1 protein-coding gene and 1 pseudogene are annotated in these 17361 nt (G+C 60.6%); both read left to right on the top strand.

From position 1 onward, the window contains the following. Nucleotides 1-29: 29 nt before the first annotated feature. Nucleotides 30-15551, top strand: a pseudogene (locus QRN38_RS26310) (two-partner secretion domain-containing protein); the annotation flags it as partial. A 1491-nt stretch (nt 15552-17042) separates the two neighbouring features. Further along, the coding region (locus QRN38_RS26315; protein WP_285362815.1) for a hypothetical protein at nt 17043-17361 on the top strand (319 nt) is incomplete at its 3' end.

The following is a 17361-nucleotide window of genomic DNA, read 5'->3' on the forward strand; positions in this document are numbered from 1 at the left end:
TCCAATCCCACTGTTTCGAGGTCATTTAGATGGACGTTCACCAACTGGCCCTGCTTGCTCGTCAGCCTTCTGCTGTGCTGACCGAACGCAGGTCTTTCTGGGGAATGCCCAAGCGCGGCCTCGCGCTGATTCTCGCCAATGCGATGTTCTGGCAGCCGTTGCTGGTCCAGGCCGAAGGCATTGTGGTCAGTGGGCCAAATACCAGCCTGAGTCAGGCGGGCAATGGCGTGCCGATCGTCAACATTGCCACGCCCAATGCCAGCGGCCTGTCGCATAACCAGTACCAGCAGTTCAACGTCGAAAGCCAGGGCGTCATCCTCAACAACTCCACCAACCAGACCCAGAGTACCCAACTGGGCGGGATCATCGTTGGCAACTCCAACCTGCGTGGCACGGCGGCGACCACCATTCTCAACGAAGTGGTCGGGGCCAACGCCAGCCAGCTCAAGGGGTATACGGAGGTTGCAGGGCAGGCGGCGCGAGTCATTGTTGCCAACCCCTACGGCATCAGTTGCAACGGTTGCGGCTTCATCAACACCCCGCAGGTCACGCTGACCACCGGCAAGCCGGTGCTGGACGCCAATGGCCAGTTGCAGCGTTTCAACGTTCAGGGCGGAAGTATTTCCATCGACGGCGTGGGGCTTAATGCCGACAACGTTGACCAGTTCGACATCATCACCCGCAGCGCGAAGATCAACGCCGAACTGCACGCCAGACGCCTCAACATCATTGCCGGTCGTAACGATGTCGACGCGCAGACCCTGAACGCCACAGCCTTGGCTGACGACGGCAGCGCCAAACCGGAACTGGCCATCGACAGCTCGGCACTGGGCGGGATGTACGCCGGGACGATCCGTCTGGTGGGCACCGAAGCAGGTGTCGGCGTCAGGCTGGCCGGTAATCTGGCGGCCAGTGGCGGTGATATTCAGATCGATGCCAACGGTCATTTGAACGTAATGCAGACCGCTGCAAGTGCTGCCGTTACGGTCAAGGCCAACAGTGCCGAAGTCAACGGGCCGGTCTATGCGGGCGCGTCGCTGGCCGTGACCACGGCGGGTGATCTCGTGACCCGTCAGAACGTCGCCGCACGCGATGCGCTGACACTGTCCGCAGGCGGTCAGCTCAACAACTCGGCGGTGATCGAAGCAGGCGTCAACGCCGATAACAGCCGCAACGGTTCGGGCGATGTCACGTTGTCGGCCACAGGGCTGAGCAACAGCGGCAGCATCACCGCCAGCCGTGCCTTGCAGGCCACTGTTACTCAGACCCTGAATAACCAGGGTGCAACACTGAACGGGCAGGCCAGCACACGCATTGCGGCTGCCGCGATCGACAACCGCCAGTCGGGCAGAATACTGAGCCAGAGTGGCAGCGTGGACATCAACGCCTCTCAGGTGCTGAACAGCCAGAGCGGCTTGATCAGCAGCAGCGGTAGCCTGACGATCACCGCCGGGTCTCTGGACAACAGCCAGCAAGGCAAGCTGTCCAGCAGCAGTGCGTTGTCCGCGCGTATTTCCGGTCAGTTCCTCAATCAGTTGGGCCTTGTCAGTGCCAACGGTGATCTGCTGCTCAACGCCGCCACACTGGACAACCGCAGCGCAGAAATTTCCACCCTCGGCAACCTGACTTCGACCGTGGGGCAGTTCAACAACAGCGAAAAAGGCCGCCTGCTGGCCAATGGTTCATTGCAGCTGACATCCGACACTCTGAATAACCAGAACGGCTCGCTGGCCGGTCAGCAGAACGTGCAACTGACGCTGGGGCAACTGACCAATACCGGCAACGGCAGTGTTTACGGTAAGAACAATCTGAACCTGACCCTCAGCGGCGCGCTGAACAACGATCAAGGTGCACTGCGCAGTGACGGCACGCTGGATGTGCGCGCGGCCTCACTGAGCAACAACAGCGGCAGCACAACCAGCGCCGGGGCGGCGTCGGTCAGCACCAGCGGTGCAGTCGTCAGCCGGGGCGGGCAGATCCTGAGTGATGCGGGCCTGACGCTCATCAGTGGCAGCCTTGATAACAGCCAGAGCGGGCGTATTGCCGGTAACGGCGTGGTGCTGAGCACCGGGGCTTTCGACAACCAGCGTAGCGGCAATTTGTCGAGCACCGGCACGCTTCAGTTGACCGCAGCGCAAGTCAATAACAGCGACGCAGGTCTCATCGCCAGCGCGATGGCATTGACTGCCGCGGTGACGGGCCTGAATCAGGCCAACGACGGCCGCCTGTACAGCAACACTGACGTCAGCCTGGACCTGAGCAATGGCTTGCTGACTAACCAGGGTGGTTTGATCAATGCACCGGGCCAACTGGTGCTGAAAAAACTCAACGTGGTCAACAACCAGAACGGCAAGATCTCCAGCGCCAACGGTTTCACGCTGGCGGCCACGTCGCTGGACAACACCGACGGCTCGCTGATCAGCGACAAAGCGCTGATCGTGCGCATCAACCAGTTGCTGACCAATCTGCGCGGTCTGGTTTCTGCAACCGGTCTTGATCTGACAGCCGGTTCCCTGAACAACCGCAATGGCGAAATTTCCAGCCTTGGCAACCTGACGGCCAATATCGGCCAGTTCGACAACCGTGAAAAAGGTCGCTTGCTGGCCAACGGCGCGCTGCTGTTGACGGCCGACGGTTTGAACAACCTGAACGGGGTTGTTTCCGGGCAGCAGGGCGTGCAACTGAACCTGGGGCAACTGAACAATACCGGCGCTGGCAGTCTTTATGCCAAGAGCAGTCTCGGCCTGAACGTAAGCGGAACGTTGAACAATGATCAGGGCGTGGTGCGCAGTGATGGCACGATGGACCTGAACGCAGCTGGTCTGGCCAACACCAATGGCAGCGTGACCAGTGCCGGAACAGGTGTGCTCAACTTCAACGGCGCAGCTGTCAATCAGGGCGGGCAGATCGTCAGCGATGCTCAACTGACACTCACCAGTGGCAGCCTGGACAACAGCCAGCGCGGGCGTATTGCCGGTAACGGCGTGTTGCTGAGCACCGGCACGTTCAACAACCAGCAGGGCGGCAGCCTGTCCAGTACTGGTGCCCTGCGCCTGACGGCTGGGCAAGTCGACAACAGCGCTGCCGGTCGCATCGCCAGCGCGATGGCATTGACTGCCGTGGTGACGGGCCTCAATCAAACCAACGATGGCCGTCTGTACAGTAACAGCGACGTCAGCCTGGACCTGAGCAATGGCTTGCTAACTAACCAGGGTGGTTTGATCAATGCACCTGGCCAACTGGTGCTGAAAAACCTGAGCGTGGTCAACAACCAGAGCGGCAAGATCTCCAGCGCCAACGGTTTCACGCTGGCGGCCACGTCGCTGGACAACACCGACGGCTCGCTGATCAGCGACAAAGCGCTGATCGTGCGCATCAACCAGTCGCTGACCAACCTTCGCGGTCTGGTTTCTGCAACCGGTCTTGATCTGACAGCCGGTTCCCTGAACAACCGCAATGGCGAAATTTCCAGCCTTGGTGGCCTGACGGCCAACATCGGCCAGTTCGACAACCGTGAAAAAGGCCGCCTGCTGGCCAACGGCGCGCTGCTGTTGACGGCGGATGGCTTGAATAACCTGAACGGAATTGTTTCCGGGCAGCAGGGCGTGCAGTTGAATCTGGGGCAACTGAACAATACCGGTGCTGGCAGTCTTTACGCTAAAAACGCTCTGAATCTGACGCTGGGCGGTGTGTTGGCAAACGATCAGGGCGTGGTGCGCAGTGATGGCACGATGGACCTGAAAGCAGCCGGTCTGGCCAACACCAATGGCAGCGTGACCAGTGCCGGAACAGGTGTGCTCAACTTCAACGGCGCAGCTGTCAATCAGGGCGGGCAGATCGTCAGCGATGCTCAACTGACACTCACCAGTGGCAGCCTGGACAACAGCCAGCGCGGGCGTATCGCCGGTAACGGCGTGGTGCTGAGCACCGGCGCTTTCAATAACCAGCAGGGCGGCAGCCTGTCCAGTACTGGCGCCCTGCGCCTGACGGCGGGGCAAGTCGACAACAGCGCTGCTGGTCGCATCGCCAGCGCGATGGCGTTGACTGCCGTGGTCACAGGCTTGAATCAGACCAACGACGGCCGTCTGTACAGCAACACTGACGTCAGCCTGGACATGAGCAATGGCTTGCTGAACAACCAGAGCGGGCAGATCTCCGCTCCCGGCCAGTTGCTGCTGAAAAACCTCAACGTGGTCAACAACCAGAGCGGCAAGATCTCCAGCGCCAACGGTTTCACTCTGGCAGCCACGTCGCTGGACAACACCGACGGCTCGCTGATCAGCGACAAAGCGCTGATCGTGCGCATCAATCAGTTGCTGAACAACGTGCGCGGGCAGATTTCCGCTAGCAGCGTCACCCTGAACGCTGCAACGCTGGACAACCGCAACGCCGAACTGTCTAGCCTTGGCAACCTGACGGCCAATATCGGCCAGTTCGATAACCGCGAAAAAGGCCGCCTGCTGGCCAACGGTGCGCTGCTGTTGACGGCCGACGGTTTGAATAACCTGAACGGAATTGTTTCCGGGCAGCAAGGTGTGCAACTGAACCTGGGGCAACTGACCAACACCACTGGCGGCAGCATCTATGCCAAAAGCAGTCTCGGCCTGACCGTCATCGGGGCGGTGAACAATGACCAGGGCGTGCTGCGCAGCGACGGTTCGCTGACGCTGCGTGCCGCGTCGCTGACCAACAACGCGGGCAGTATCAGCAGTACCGGGGTTGCATCGATCAATGTCGATGGCGACGTTGTCAATCGGGGCGGGCAGGTCCTCAGCGATGCGACACTGACACTCACCAGCGCCAGCCTCGATAACAGCCAGAGTGGCCGTATTGCGAGTAAAGGCCTGGTGCTCACCACCGGCGTCTTCGACAACCATCAGGACGGTCGCCTGACCAGTACCGGCGAGCTTCAACTGAATGCCGGGCTGGTCAACAACAGCGACGCAGGTCGTATCGCCAGCGCCATGGCCCTGACGGCCGTGGTCACTGGCTTGAATCAAACCAGCGACGGCAGGCTTTACAGCAACAGCGATGTCAGCCTGGACCTGAGCAATGGCGTACTGACCAACCAGGGCGGCCTGATCAATGCGCCGGGCCAGTTGCTGCTTAAAAACCTCACGTCGGTCAGCAACCGAAAGGGTGAAATATCCAGTGCGAATGGTTTCACGCTGGCGGCCACCTCGCTGGACAACACCGAGGGTTCGCTGCTCAGCGACAAAGCCCTCGTTGTGCGCATCAACCAGTGGCTGACCAACCTGCGCGGCAAGATTTCCGCCAACGGGGTCAACCTGAGTGCCGCAACGCTCGACAACCGTAATGCCGAGCTGTCCAGCCTGAGCACCCTGACTGCCACCCTCGGCGGGTTCGACAACACCGACAAAGGTCGCCTGCTGGCCAACGGCGCACTGCTGCTGACAGCCGACACCCTGAACAACCAGAACGGTATCGTTTCCGGGCAACAGGACATACAACTGAATCTGGGCCAACTGAGCAATACGGGCGCAGGCAGTGTTTATGCAAAAAACAGACTGGGCCTGACGCTGACCGGCGCTTTGAACAACGATCAGGGCGTGCTGCGCAGTGATGGCGCGCTTGACCTGAAAGCGGGTTCTCTGGCCAACACCGGCGGTAGCGTGACCAGTGCTGGCGTTTCAGGCCTGGCAACCGATGCTGCCGTGGTCAATCAGGGCGGGCAAATCCTCAGTGATGCAACCCTGACGCTCACCAGCGCCAGCCTCGATAACAGCCAGAGCGGGCGTATCGCCAGTAAAGGCCTGGTGCTCACCACCGGTGCCTTCGACAACCATCAGGACGGGCGTCTGATCAGCACCGGCACGCTGCAACTGAATGCCGGGCAGGTCAACAACAGTGAGGCGGGCCGTATCGCCAGCGCGATGGCGCTGACGGCTGTGGTGACAGGTCTGGACCAGACCAGCGATGGCCGGTTGTACGGTAACGGTGATGTCAGCCTGGACCTGAGCAACGGCGTACTGACCAACCAGGGCGGTCAGCTATCCGCGCCTGGCCAGTTGCTGCTGAAAAATCTCTCATCGGTCAACAACCGCAGCGGCAAAATCTCCAGCGCCAACGGCTTCACACTGGCCGCGACCACGCTGGACAACACCGCAGGTTCGGTGATCAGCGATAAAGCGCTGATCGTGCGCATTGACCAGTTGCTGACCAACCTTCGCGGGCTGATTTCCGCCACCGGCGTTGAACTGAATGCCGCGACGCTGGACAACCGCAATGCAGAGCTCTCCAGCCTGGGCAAACTGACCGCCACTGTGGGTCAGTTCGATAACAGCGGCAAGGGCCGTTTACTGGCTAACGGCGCGTTGCTGTTGACGGCCGACAACCTGAACAATCAAGGCGCTGGTGCGGTTTCCGGTCAGCAGGAAGTGCAACTCACCCTGGGGCAACTGACCAACATCGGCAGCGGCAGTGTTTACGCCAAAAACACCTTGGGCCTGACGATCAGCGGTGCACTGAACAACAATCAGGGCGTGGTGCGCAGCGATGGCACGCTTGATGTGAGCGGCGCGTCTCTGGCCAACACGGCGGGTAGCATCACCAGTACCGGCGTTTCGGTCCTGAAAGTCGATGGCGCTGTGGTGAACCGTGGCGGGCAGATACTCAGTGATTCAACCCTGTCGCTCAGCAGTGCCAGCGTGGACAACAGCCAGAACGGCCGTATCGCCGGCAAGGGTGTGACGCTTGCCACCGGCGCGTTCGACAATCAGCAAGGCGGTCGCCTGACCAGTACCGGCACCCTGAAGATCGATGCAGGGCAGGTCAACAACAGTGACGCCGGGCGAATTGCCAGCGCCATGGCCCTGACCGCCGTGGTCACAGGCCTTGATCAGAGCAACGATGGCCGACTGTATGGCAACGGTGACGTCAGCCTCGACCTGAGCAAGGGCGTGCTGAACAACCAGGGCGGTCTGATTACGGCCCCCGGTCAATTGCTGCTGAAAAACCTCACGTCGGTCAACAACCAGAGCGGAGAAATTTCCAGCGCCAAGGGTTTCACGCTGGCCGCGACGTCGCTGGACAACACCGCGGGTTCGGTGCTGAGCGACAACGCACTGATCGTGCGTGTCGACCAGTTGCTGACCAACCTGCGTGGCTTGGTGTCTGGCAACGGTATCGATCTGACAGCCAATGAGCTGAATAACCAAAGCGGCAGCGTGAGCAGCGATGCTGATCTGCTGCTGACCATCGCCGGCACACTTTCCAACCAGAAGGGCGAGCTGACCAGCGCCGGTAACACCACCCTCAACGCGCTGAGCCTGGCCAATGCCAACGGCCAGGTCATGGCTGACCGGTTTCTGAAACTGGTGATTACTGACGCCATCGACAATCAGGCCGGCACCCTGGGCGCAGGCAAGGGGGCCGACATTCGTGCGGTGAGTCTGGACAACCGGCAAGCCGGTGCGCTGGTCACCGATGGTCAACTGGACCTCACGCTGACCGGCGCCCTGGACAATCGCGCCAGTGGCAGCCTGCAAGCCAAGGGCCTGATGAACCTGACCAGCCAGACGCTGGATAACCGTGGCGGGCGTCTTGCCGCGCAGAACCTGCTGGTGGTGCGCAGTGCCAGCGTGGACAACCGTGGCGGTGCGATTCGCGCCGAGAAAGGCCTGCAGCTGTTCGTCGATGCACTCGACAACAGCCAGACCGGCCTGAGCAACGCTCAAAAGGGTCTGATCAACAGTAACGCGGGTCTTGAGCTGGTAGGCACGCGTCTGGATAACCAGAACGGTCTGCTCAACGCCGCCGGCCTGATGCAATTGCAGGCCGACAGCGTGCTCAACGGCAGCGGCCGTATCGCCAGCCAGGCTGACCTGGTCGCCCACATTGGCGGTCTGACCCAGCAAGGTGGCGAACTGGTTGCGCAGGGCAACCTGACCCTGACCGGCAACACCCTCGACAACCAGTCGGGTGGCCTGGTGGGCTCCACAAAAGCGCTGAAAATCGATGTGGCCGACATCGACAACAAGGCCGGTGAACTGTCCAGCCAGATCGGCGTGGAAATCATCGCCCAGACGCTCGACACCAGTAATGGCGGCAAGGTGCTGGCGGGCTCCGCGCTGGGGCTGACCGTGGCGCGCGTGATCAACCTGAACAAGGGGTTGTTGTTCGGTAACACCTTGCGCCTTGAAGGGACGCGCCTGGATAACGCAGGCGGTACGCTGGCCAGCCAACAGGACCTGAACATCGGCCTGTCGGGTGCGCTGGACAACACGGGCGGCCTGCTCAGCAGCGAATCGGCCATGACCGTCAGCGCGGCGTCCCTGCAAAACGCTGCGGGCAGCCTGTCCAGTGCCGATGCCTTGAGCGTCACCACCACCGGTGCTTTGAGCAATCAGGCAGGTGCGATCACCACCGATGCGGCGCTCACGCTGACCAGCGCAAGTCTGGACAACAGCAAAGCGGGCAAACTGTCCGGCAAGGGCGCTACGCAGGTCACCACCGGCACGTTTGATAACAGTCAGAACGGTCGCCTGACCAGCAGCGACACCCTGCGATTGACGGCAGGCAAGGTCATCAACCAGAGCGCCGGGCGCATTGCCAGTGCGCTGGCCTTGACCGCCAGCGTGACCAGCCTCGATCAGCAGGCTGGCGAACTGTTCAGCAACACGTCGCTGAGCCTGGACCTGAACAACGGCCAGTTGAACAATCAGGGCGGTTTGATCAACGCCTCTGGCGTACTGTTGCTAAAGAATCTCAACGGCGTTGCCAACCAGAACGGCGAAATCTCCAGCGCACAGGCGTTCAGCCTGAACGCCAGCAGCTTCGACAACAGCGGCGGCAAGCTGCTCAGCAGTCAGGCCCTGACGCTGGTGGTGACCAAGGCCCTGAGCAACCTCAAAGGTAATATTTCCGGCGCCGCGCTGAGCATCAACAGCGACAGTCTGGACAACACCCAAGGCATGATCAGCAGCCGCGCAGGCCTGGACGTGACGGTAAACACCGCCCTGACCAACGCCCAAGGCACGCTGATCGGCGACGGCAATGTGAATCTGAGCGCCGCAACGGCAGACAACCGCCTTGGGCAAATGGCGAGCAAGAAAAACCTCGACGCGCAGATCGGCAACCTTCAGCAACAGAACGGCCAGATGCTTGCCCAAGGCACGTTGACCTTGCGCGGCGACACGCTGGACAACCGTCAGAACGGTTTCATCGGCGCCACCCAAGCCCTCGCCATCAATGTCACCAACATCGACAACCGCGGCGGTGAACTGTCCAGCCAGGACACGATGACCCTGACCGGCCAGCAACTGAACAACAGCGACAAAGGCCAGGTGCTGGCGCAAAAAGCCCTGACTTTGAACATTGCGCAGACCACCAACCGTGCTAACGGCTTGCTCTCAAGCCAGGCGGGCCTGACCCTGATCGGCAGCACGCTGGACAACACCGGCGGCGCACTGAGCGCCCTCAAGGCCTTGGGTATCGACCTGTCTGCAGCGCTCGATAACAGCCAGGGCCTGATCAGCGGTGAGGACATTCTGACGCTGAACGCCGGCAGCCTGACCAACACCGCTGGCAGCGTTTCCAGTGCCGCAAACCTCACACTCGACAGCACTGGCGCCATCAGCAACCAGGGCGGCAAGCTGGTGACCGACGGTGCGCTGAACCTGACCAGCACCCGCCTGGACAACAGCCAGCGCGGCACCATCAGCGGCAAAGGCCTGCTGACCCTCAAGACCGGGAATTTCGACAACAGCCAGAACGGTCGCGTGAGCAGTAACGATCGACTGGAACTGACCAGCGCGCAACTGACCAACAGCAGCGGCGGCAGCATTGGCAGCAGCCAGGCGCTGACCGCCAGCGTCAGCCGCCTGAGCCAGCAGGGCGGCAAGCTGTTCAGCAATACGTCCCTGAGCCTGGACCTGAACAACGGCCAGCTCGACAACCAGAACGGACTGATCAACGCGCCAGGCGCACTGGTGCTGAAAAACGTCAACGAGGTTCTGAACCAGAACGGCGAAATCTCCAGCGCCCAGGCGTTCACCGTCAACGCGCAACAACTCAACAACAACGGCGGCAAACTGCTCAGCAACCAATTGTTGACCCTGCGTATTGCGCGCGCGCTGAACAACGTAAAAGGCATGATCGCCGCTGCGGGCGTCGACGCTGTCGTCAATACCCTCGATAACACCGGCGGCACGCTGACCAGCCGCAACGACCTGGGCCTGACCGTCACCGGTCTGCTCACCAACCGTGACAACGGCCTGATCAATGCAACCCAGGCGCTCAAGGTGGGCGCGGCCAGCCTCGACAACCAGAACGGTCAGGTGCTGGGCGGCACCAGCCTGATCCTCAACGCAACATCGATCAACAACACAGCAAAAGGCCTGATCAACAGCACCGGCACCCTGAACCTGACGGCTGGCAGTCTGGATGCCGGCAACGGCGGCGAAGTGTCGGCAGCACGCGACATGACCCTGGTTCTCAACGCCCTGTCGCTCAATGGCGGACGGGTGATGGGCGACGCCGGGCTGTCCATCGACATGGTCGGCAACGACCTCAACAACCTGGGTGGCTTGATCACTGCCGATGGCCAGTTGACCTTCAGCCGCCTGCGCGACCTGAATAACCAGTCCGGTGAGGTATCCAGCGCACAAAGCTTCACGCTCAGCGGCCGCACCCTCGACAACAGCAGCGGCAAGCTGATCAGCAGCAACGTGCTGACGGTTGGCGCGACCAACCTGCTCAACCAGAACGGCCTTATTTCCGGCTGGCAGGGCCTGAACGTCTCCGGCAACCGCCTCGACAACCGCAACAGCGGCACGCTGTCCAGCCGCAGTGGCAACCTGGTGACCACCCTGACCGGCGAGCTGCTCAATGGTGGCAACGGCGCACTGGTCAGCCAAAACACCCTGAGCGTCACCGCTGACAGCCTCGACAACAGCGGCGGCATCCTGTCCAGCGGCACGGGCCAGACCCTGACCGTCTCGGGCTTGCTGAACAACAGCCAGAACGGCTTGATCGACAGTGGTGCCGGGCTGGTCATCAACGCCAATGCCTTGAACAACGCAGCCGGTAACATGACGGCCCAGCAGGATGTCAGTTTTGGCGGCAGCAGCCTCGACAACAGCGCCGGCAACCTGAGCAGCAAGGGCGCGATGACCCTTGACCTGCTGGGCAGCCTGACCAACACCCGTGGCAAGCTGGCCAGTGGCGGCACCTTGCTGTTGCGGCGCAGCACCGCGATCAACAACCAGGCCGGGCAACTGATCAGCCAGAGCCTGATGACCCTCAACACCTCCGGGCAACTGGACAACAGTAACCGTGGCACCGTCGCTGCCAACAACACCCTGACCGTGGTCGCGAGCGGCAACGTCCTCAACGATGCCGATGGCCTGATCTACAGCCAGAGCGCCGATGCGCATGTACAGGCCGCGAGCCTTTCCAACGTGCGCGGCACGGTACAGAGCGTCGGCGCGCTACGCGTTGACGTCGCTGGTGATATCAATAACCAGAACGGCCGGATCATCGCGCAAGGCGGTGACCTGAACGTGAGCGCCGCCAACCTCTACAGCCAGGGCGGAGTGCTCTCCAGCCTGCAAGGTCTGTTCACCGCAAGCGTGACCGGCGTGCTGAAAAACGGCTACGACGCCAATCGCCAGGGCGGCGTGATCCAGGCGCAGCGCCTGAACCTGACGGCGCTGAGCAGCTTCGACAACTACGGCGGGCGAGTCTCTGCCCGCACCGGCGAAGCGCTGATCAACACCGCAAGCTTCGACAACCGCAACGGCGGCCTTTACGCCAAAGGCCTGGTGCGCGTCACCGGTGGCAATTTCGACAACAGCGGCGACAACGACGGCCAGATCGCAGGCGGCCAGGTCGAGCTGAACCTGAGCGGCGCACTGAACAACCGTTTTGGCATCATCGAAAGTGACAGCACGCTGGCGGTAACCGCTCAAAGCCTGGATAACCAGACCGGCCAACTGCGCGCGCTGGGCGGCGGCGGTGCTACCCGCTTCCAGATCGGCAACCTGTTCGACAACCGCAACGGCACCCTGGAAAGCGTCAACAGCGACCTGATCCTCAACGCAGGCAGTTTCCTCAACGGCGGCGGCTCTCTGCTGCATACCGGTAACGGGACGTTTGATATCTCTACCGCCAACCTGACCAACGCAGGTGGCAGCATCGTCACTCGTGGTGGTTTGACGCTGACGGCGGATAACTGGACCAACAGCAGCGTGATTCAGGCCGGGCGGTTGACGGTCAATGTCGGGACGTTGAACCAGACGGCGGGCGGGCAGTTGCTGGCCTCGAGTCTGTTTAGCGGGTCGGGGAGTAACTGGACGAATGATGGGCTGATTGCGAGTGATGGCTCGCTAAGCCTCAACCTTGGTGGCACGTATGGGGGCAATGCTCGTCTTAGCAGCGTCGGGACGCTCGGGCTGAGCGCTGCACAGGTGAACCTCAACGCCGCTTCGACCATTGCTGGCGGTGGAGACACTTCGGTTTCTGTGAATGGGCAATTAAGCAATGTCGGTCGCCTGACCTCGGCGACCAATCTGACCGTCAATGCCGGGAGTATCAACAACCAGGGCACGCTGGGCAGCGGTCAGGCGTTGACCGTGACCACCGGCTCGCTGGTCAATGACCGTGGACTGATCTTCAGTGGCAGCAACATGAGCCTGCGGGTCAGCTCGCTGAACAACAGCTACGCCAACATCTACAGCCTGGGCAACCTCACGATTGACCGTAACGGGCAAGGTGCCCTTGCCGACAGCATCGTCAACAGTTCGGCGTCGATTCAGAGCGACGGCAGCATGAGTCTGGCGGCGAGCACGATACAAAATATCCGTGCGATTTTGACTACCAGTAATGGTGGTATTTATAGCGCCATGATCAAGGAGGGGGCGTGCAACCGCGAGTTCTACAACAATGATTGCAAAACCAGCACGCAAACTCATACCTGGGACGTCACTCAGCGTGAAAAACTGGAAGTGACCGCGGCCAGTGCGGCGTCAAGCATCGCCGCGGGTGGCAGTCTTAGCATGAACGGTGGCGATTTGCTCAACCAGAGCAGCACCATTGCTACCGGCGGAAACTTCACCGCTACGCTGAACAATTTGACTAACACCGGCGTAGAGGCAAGCGATACCGAAACGGTGACGGTGTACCGCAGCATGCGCACCAGCAACGCCAGCATGTGGACCAAAGCAGCTCAGGACTTCACTGATAAGTACTGGCTTGGCAGCAGCGGTTATGACGCCAGCCTTACAGGTCTTCAGGCAGCGTTGGCCGACTTCGTTCGCATCACCGAAACCGACATGCCCGAGTTTTACAAGGTCACACGGCTAAGTAACGGCGATCAGAGCTATGCCGCCGTTATCCAGGCTGCCGGTGCGGTCAACGTCAATGCTCAGAACGACATCAATAACAGCGTCGTACGGGCGGGTTACACCTACGTGAGCGGCGGTTCGCGCACCGACACCAACGCTCCTGGCACTCAGTTCTCCACGCGCATTACCGTTAATCAGCAACTACCGCCAGACCTCGCCCAACAACAAGTCAACCCGTTAAGCCTACCAGGCTTCAGCCTGCCCACCGGCCAGAACGGCCTGTTCCGCCTCAGTGGCGAGAGTGGCACCGCAGCCGCCGTCGCCCAACCCGTCGGCCTGCCACAAAGCTGGACTATGGGCAGCGCAGCGGTCTCCGTCGCTCAACGTGAGCAAACCGTTTCTGATGCGCAAGCAAGCACCATCCAGATTGGCTCGGTCGGTCAGATATCCAATGCCACCCGCCAGCTTGCTTCGGTCACACGGCAAAGCGCAGGCGTGAGCGCCAATGCCTCTGCGTTCGACACCAGCGCGCCAGGTGCCGCACCTATCGGCGGGCTTGTACTGCCGGGCCACACTTCTGACTCCGCAGGTATCACCAGCGTCGACAGCGTGACCGGCATTGCGACGGGCAATCAGGGCAGCGGTGCGTTGCTGCCTGTCCAGAACGCAGGCTCGACGTCGGGTCTTCCGGGCATCACTGCGATTTCTTCCGGTAACTCTGCCGCTCAAAACGCCGGAAGGGTGCAGGGCACTCAAGTCAACCAGGCTGGTCAGGTTGTAAATGGCACGCAAGGCAGCCTTATCAGTGCTGTCAATCAGGCCACGACAGGTGCCCAGTCCGGCACGACTGCCGCCGTTACCCAAGTGGTCGTCAATGCCCAGGGCGGGCAGGTCATTGCCCCTGTTCGTAACCCTGTGGCGACTCAGGGCGGACCGCTTGTTACCTCTGTCGGCAACCCTGTGGTTTCTCAGGGTGTTTCGGTAGCGGCCCCGGTTCGTAACACGGTGGCTGCTCAGGGCGGTCCTGTCACTGCTGCTGTTCTGAACCCGGTGGTTACTCAGACCAACCCTGTCAGCTCTACACAAAACACGAGCACTCAGCCCTCGACTGTTGCGCAAGCCAGCGCCATTACCCCTGCTGTTTCTGCTGCAGCACAAACCGTGACCCGCGTAGAAGGCCTGCCCAGCAGCAACTTTGTTTCCAAACCGCAAAAATACCTGATCGAAACCAACCCGGTCCTCACCGAACTCAAGCAGTTCATGAGTTCGGATTACCTGCTCGCAGGTCTTGGCTACGACCCGGAAGTCAGTGCCAAGCGCCTGGGCGATGGTTTGTATGAACAGCGCCTCGTCCAGCAGGCCGTCGTGGCCCGAACCGGCCAGGCGTTCATCGACGGCCAAACCTCAAACGAGGCCCAGTTCAAGTACCTGATGAACAACGCCATCGCCAGCAAACAGCAGTTGAACCTGGCGGTCGGCGTGTCGTTGAGTTCACAACAAGTTGCTGCACTGACCCACGACATCGTCTGGCTCGAAGAGCATGAAGTGAATGGCGAAATGGTGCTGGTGCCTGTTCTCTATCTGGCTCAGGCCGACGGTCGCCTTGGCCCGACCGGTGCGTTGATTGCCGGTAACGACGTCTCGCTGATTGCAGGGCAAAACCTCGATAACGTCGGCACCTTGCGTGCGGCCAATAACCTGTCGGCTGCCGCTGGAAATGACCTGGTCAACAGCGGCCTGATAGAGGCTGGCAACCGTTTGGACCTGTTAGCAGGTAACGACCTGATCAACAAAGCCGGAGGCATCATCGCCGGGCGTGATGTGACGCTGACCGCCATCCGCGGAGACGTCATCAACGAACGCACGGTGACCAGCCATCAGAGCGCTGCGGATGACGCAACCTGGCGCAAAGACTTCGCCGACAGCGCGGCCCGCATCGAAGCGGCCAACGACATGAGCCTGCAAGCCGGTCGTGATGTGAAAAACACCGGCGGTGTGTTGCAGGCCGGTCGTGACTTGAGCATCGCGGCAGGCCGTGACGTCGTCATTGACTCGGCCCAGACCGAGAACGGCCAGACACGCGGCGCGAACTCCAGCAACTCCAGCATCACGCAACTGGGTTCCACGGTCAGCGCCGGACGTGACCTGACGGCTCAGGCGGGTCGCGACATCAACGTGATCGCTAGCAGCATCGACGCCAAGCGTGACATCGCCATGGCCGCGACCGAAAACCTGACCCTGTCCTCGGCGGCTGATGAGCAGCACTCGTACGGCAAAAGCAAGAAAGTGACCGAGCAGGAAGATCACGTCAGCCAGGTGTCTGCGGATTTGAAAGCGGGTGGCAGTGTGGCTTTGCAGGCGGGGCAGAACCTTGCGGTGATTTCCAGCCGTATCACGGCCGGTAAAGAGGCGTATCTGGTAGCCGGTGAGAACCTGGACATTCTGGCTGCGCAAGACAGTGATTATTCGCTGTACGACATGAAGAAAAAAGGCAGCTTCGGCGCGAAGAAAACCCAGCGTGATGAAGTGACTGATGTGAAAAACATCGGCAGTGAGATCACCACCGGTGGTGACTTGTTGCTGTCGAGCGGCGGTGATCAGAAGTATCAGGTTGCGAAGCTTGAGAGCGGTAAGGACCTGACGATTGAGAGTGGTGGTGCGGTTACGTTCGAGGGCGTGAAAGACCTGCATCAGGAGAGTCACGAGAAGAGCAAAAGTGACCTTGCGTGGAACTCCAGTAAAGGCAAGGGCAACACCGACGAAACCCTGCGCCAGAGCGAACTGGTGGCCAAGGGTGAAGTGGCGATCCGCGCTGTTCAAGGCTTGAAAATCGATATCAAACAGATCGACCAGCAGAGCGTTAGCCAGACCATTGATGCAATGGTCAAAGCAGATCCGCAACTGGCGTGGCTTAAGGAGGCAGAGCTGCGCGGTGACGTGGATTGGCGGCAGGTCAAAGAAGTACATGATTCGTTCAAGTACGACAACTCAAGCCTGGGCCAAGGGGCAATGCTGGCGATCATTATTATCGTCACGGTCTTGACGGCGGGTGCTGGCACATTTGCGGCGGCGGGTACCGCAGCAGGCTCTGCCGCCACCGGAGCAGCAACGGCAGCTGGTGTTTCTGCGACAACGGCGGCAACTATTGGCACTGCTGCAAACGCAGCAGCGGTTGCCAGCCTTACGTCGATAACTGCTCAGGGTGTCGTCAGCACTATCAACAACAAAGGCAATCTGGGCGCGGCACTAAAAGATACGTTTAGTAGCGATAGCTTAAAAAGTGCTGCCATCTCAGGTCTTACCGCAGGCTTCACCGCTGGCGTCATTGATCCGCAGTTGGGGGGGACTACCAAACCATTCAATAGTCTGACAAAGGGGTTTGATCTCTCCACATTGGGAGGCGCGGGTGGCTTTGCCCTTCATGCCGGTGCACAAGGTCTGGCTTCGGGAGCTATTAACACTGCCGTTAACGGCGGTAGTCTGGGTGACAATCTGGTCAACGGGTTGGTCAGTCAGGCAGGCACTGTGGCAGCGGCCATAGGCTTTAATCAGGTCGGAAGTTTTGCAGACCAAAAGTTCACTGAAGCAACCCTCGCCGGAGACGTCTCGGGTAAAGCGATGTGAGCTGAAGGCGGCATAGGCCGAACAACTCTGCACGCTTTGATGGGCGGCGCAGTGTCTTCTGCAACGGGCGGTGATTTCACGACGGGTGCAGTGGCCGCTGGCGCCAGTCAAGCAATGGCAGGTACTTTGAATGAGGTGTTCAAGAACAACCCTGAATATCGTCAGGCGGCTGCACAGATAGTCGGCCTGACTGCGGCAGGATTGGCGGGTGGAGATGTCGAGAAAGCTGCCTGGGTTTCCGCCATGGCAGACCAGTACAACCGACAGTTGCACCCGAACGAAATACCGCTGTTGGAGAAACAGTCCTCAAGCCTGGCGCAGGAAGCCAATATCAGCCCCGCCGAGGCCGAGAAACGCCTGGCTCAGGCGCTGGCGTACTACACCGACAAGGATTGGAATAACGCGCTCGCAGCGAAAGGCGTCGTCCCTGATG

The organism is Pseudomonas sp. CFBP2511, assembly GCF_030209255.1.
GTDB lineage: Bacteria > Pseudomonadota > Gammaproteobacteria > Pseudomonadales > Pseudomonadaceae > Aquipseudomonas > Aquipseudomonas avellanae.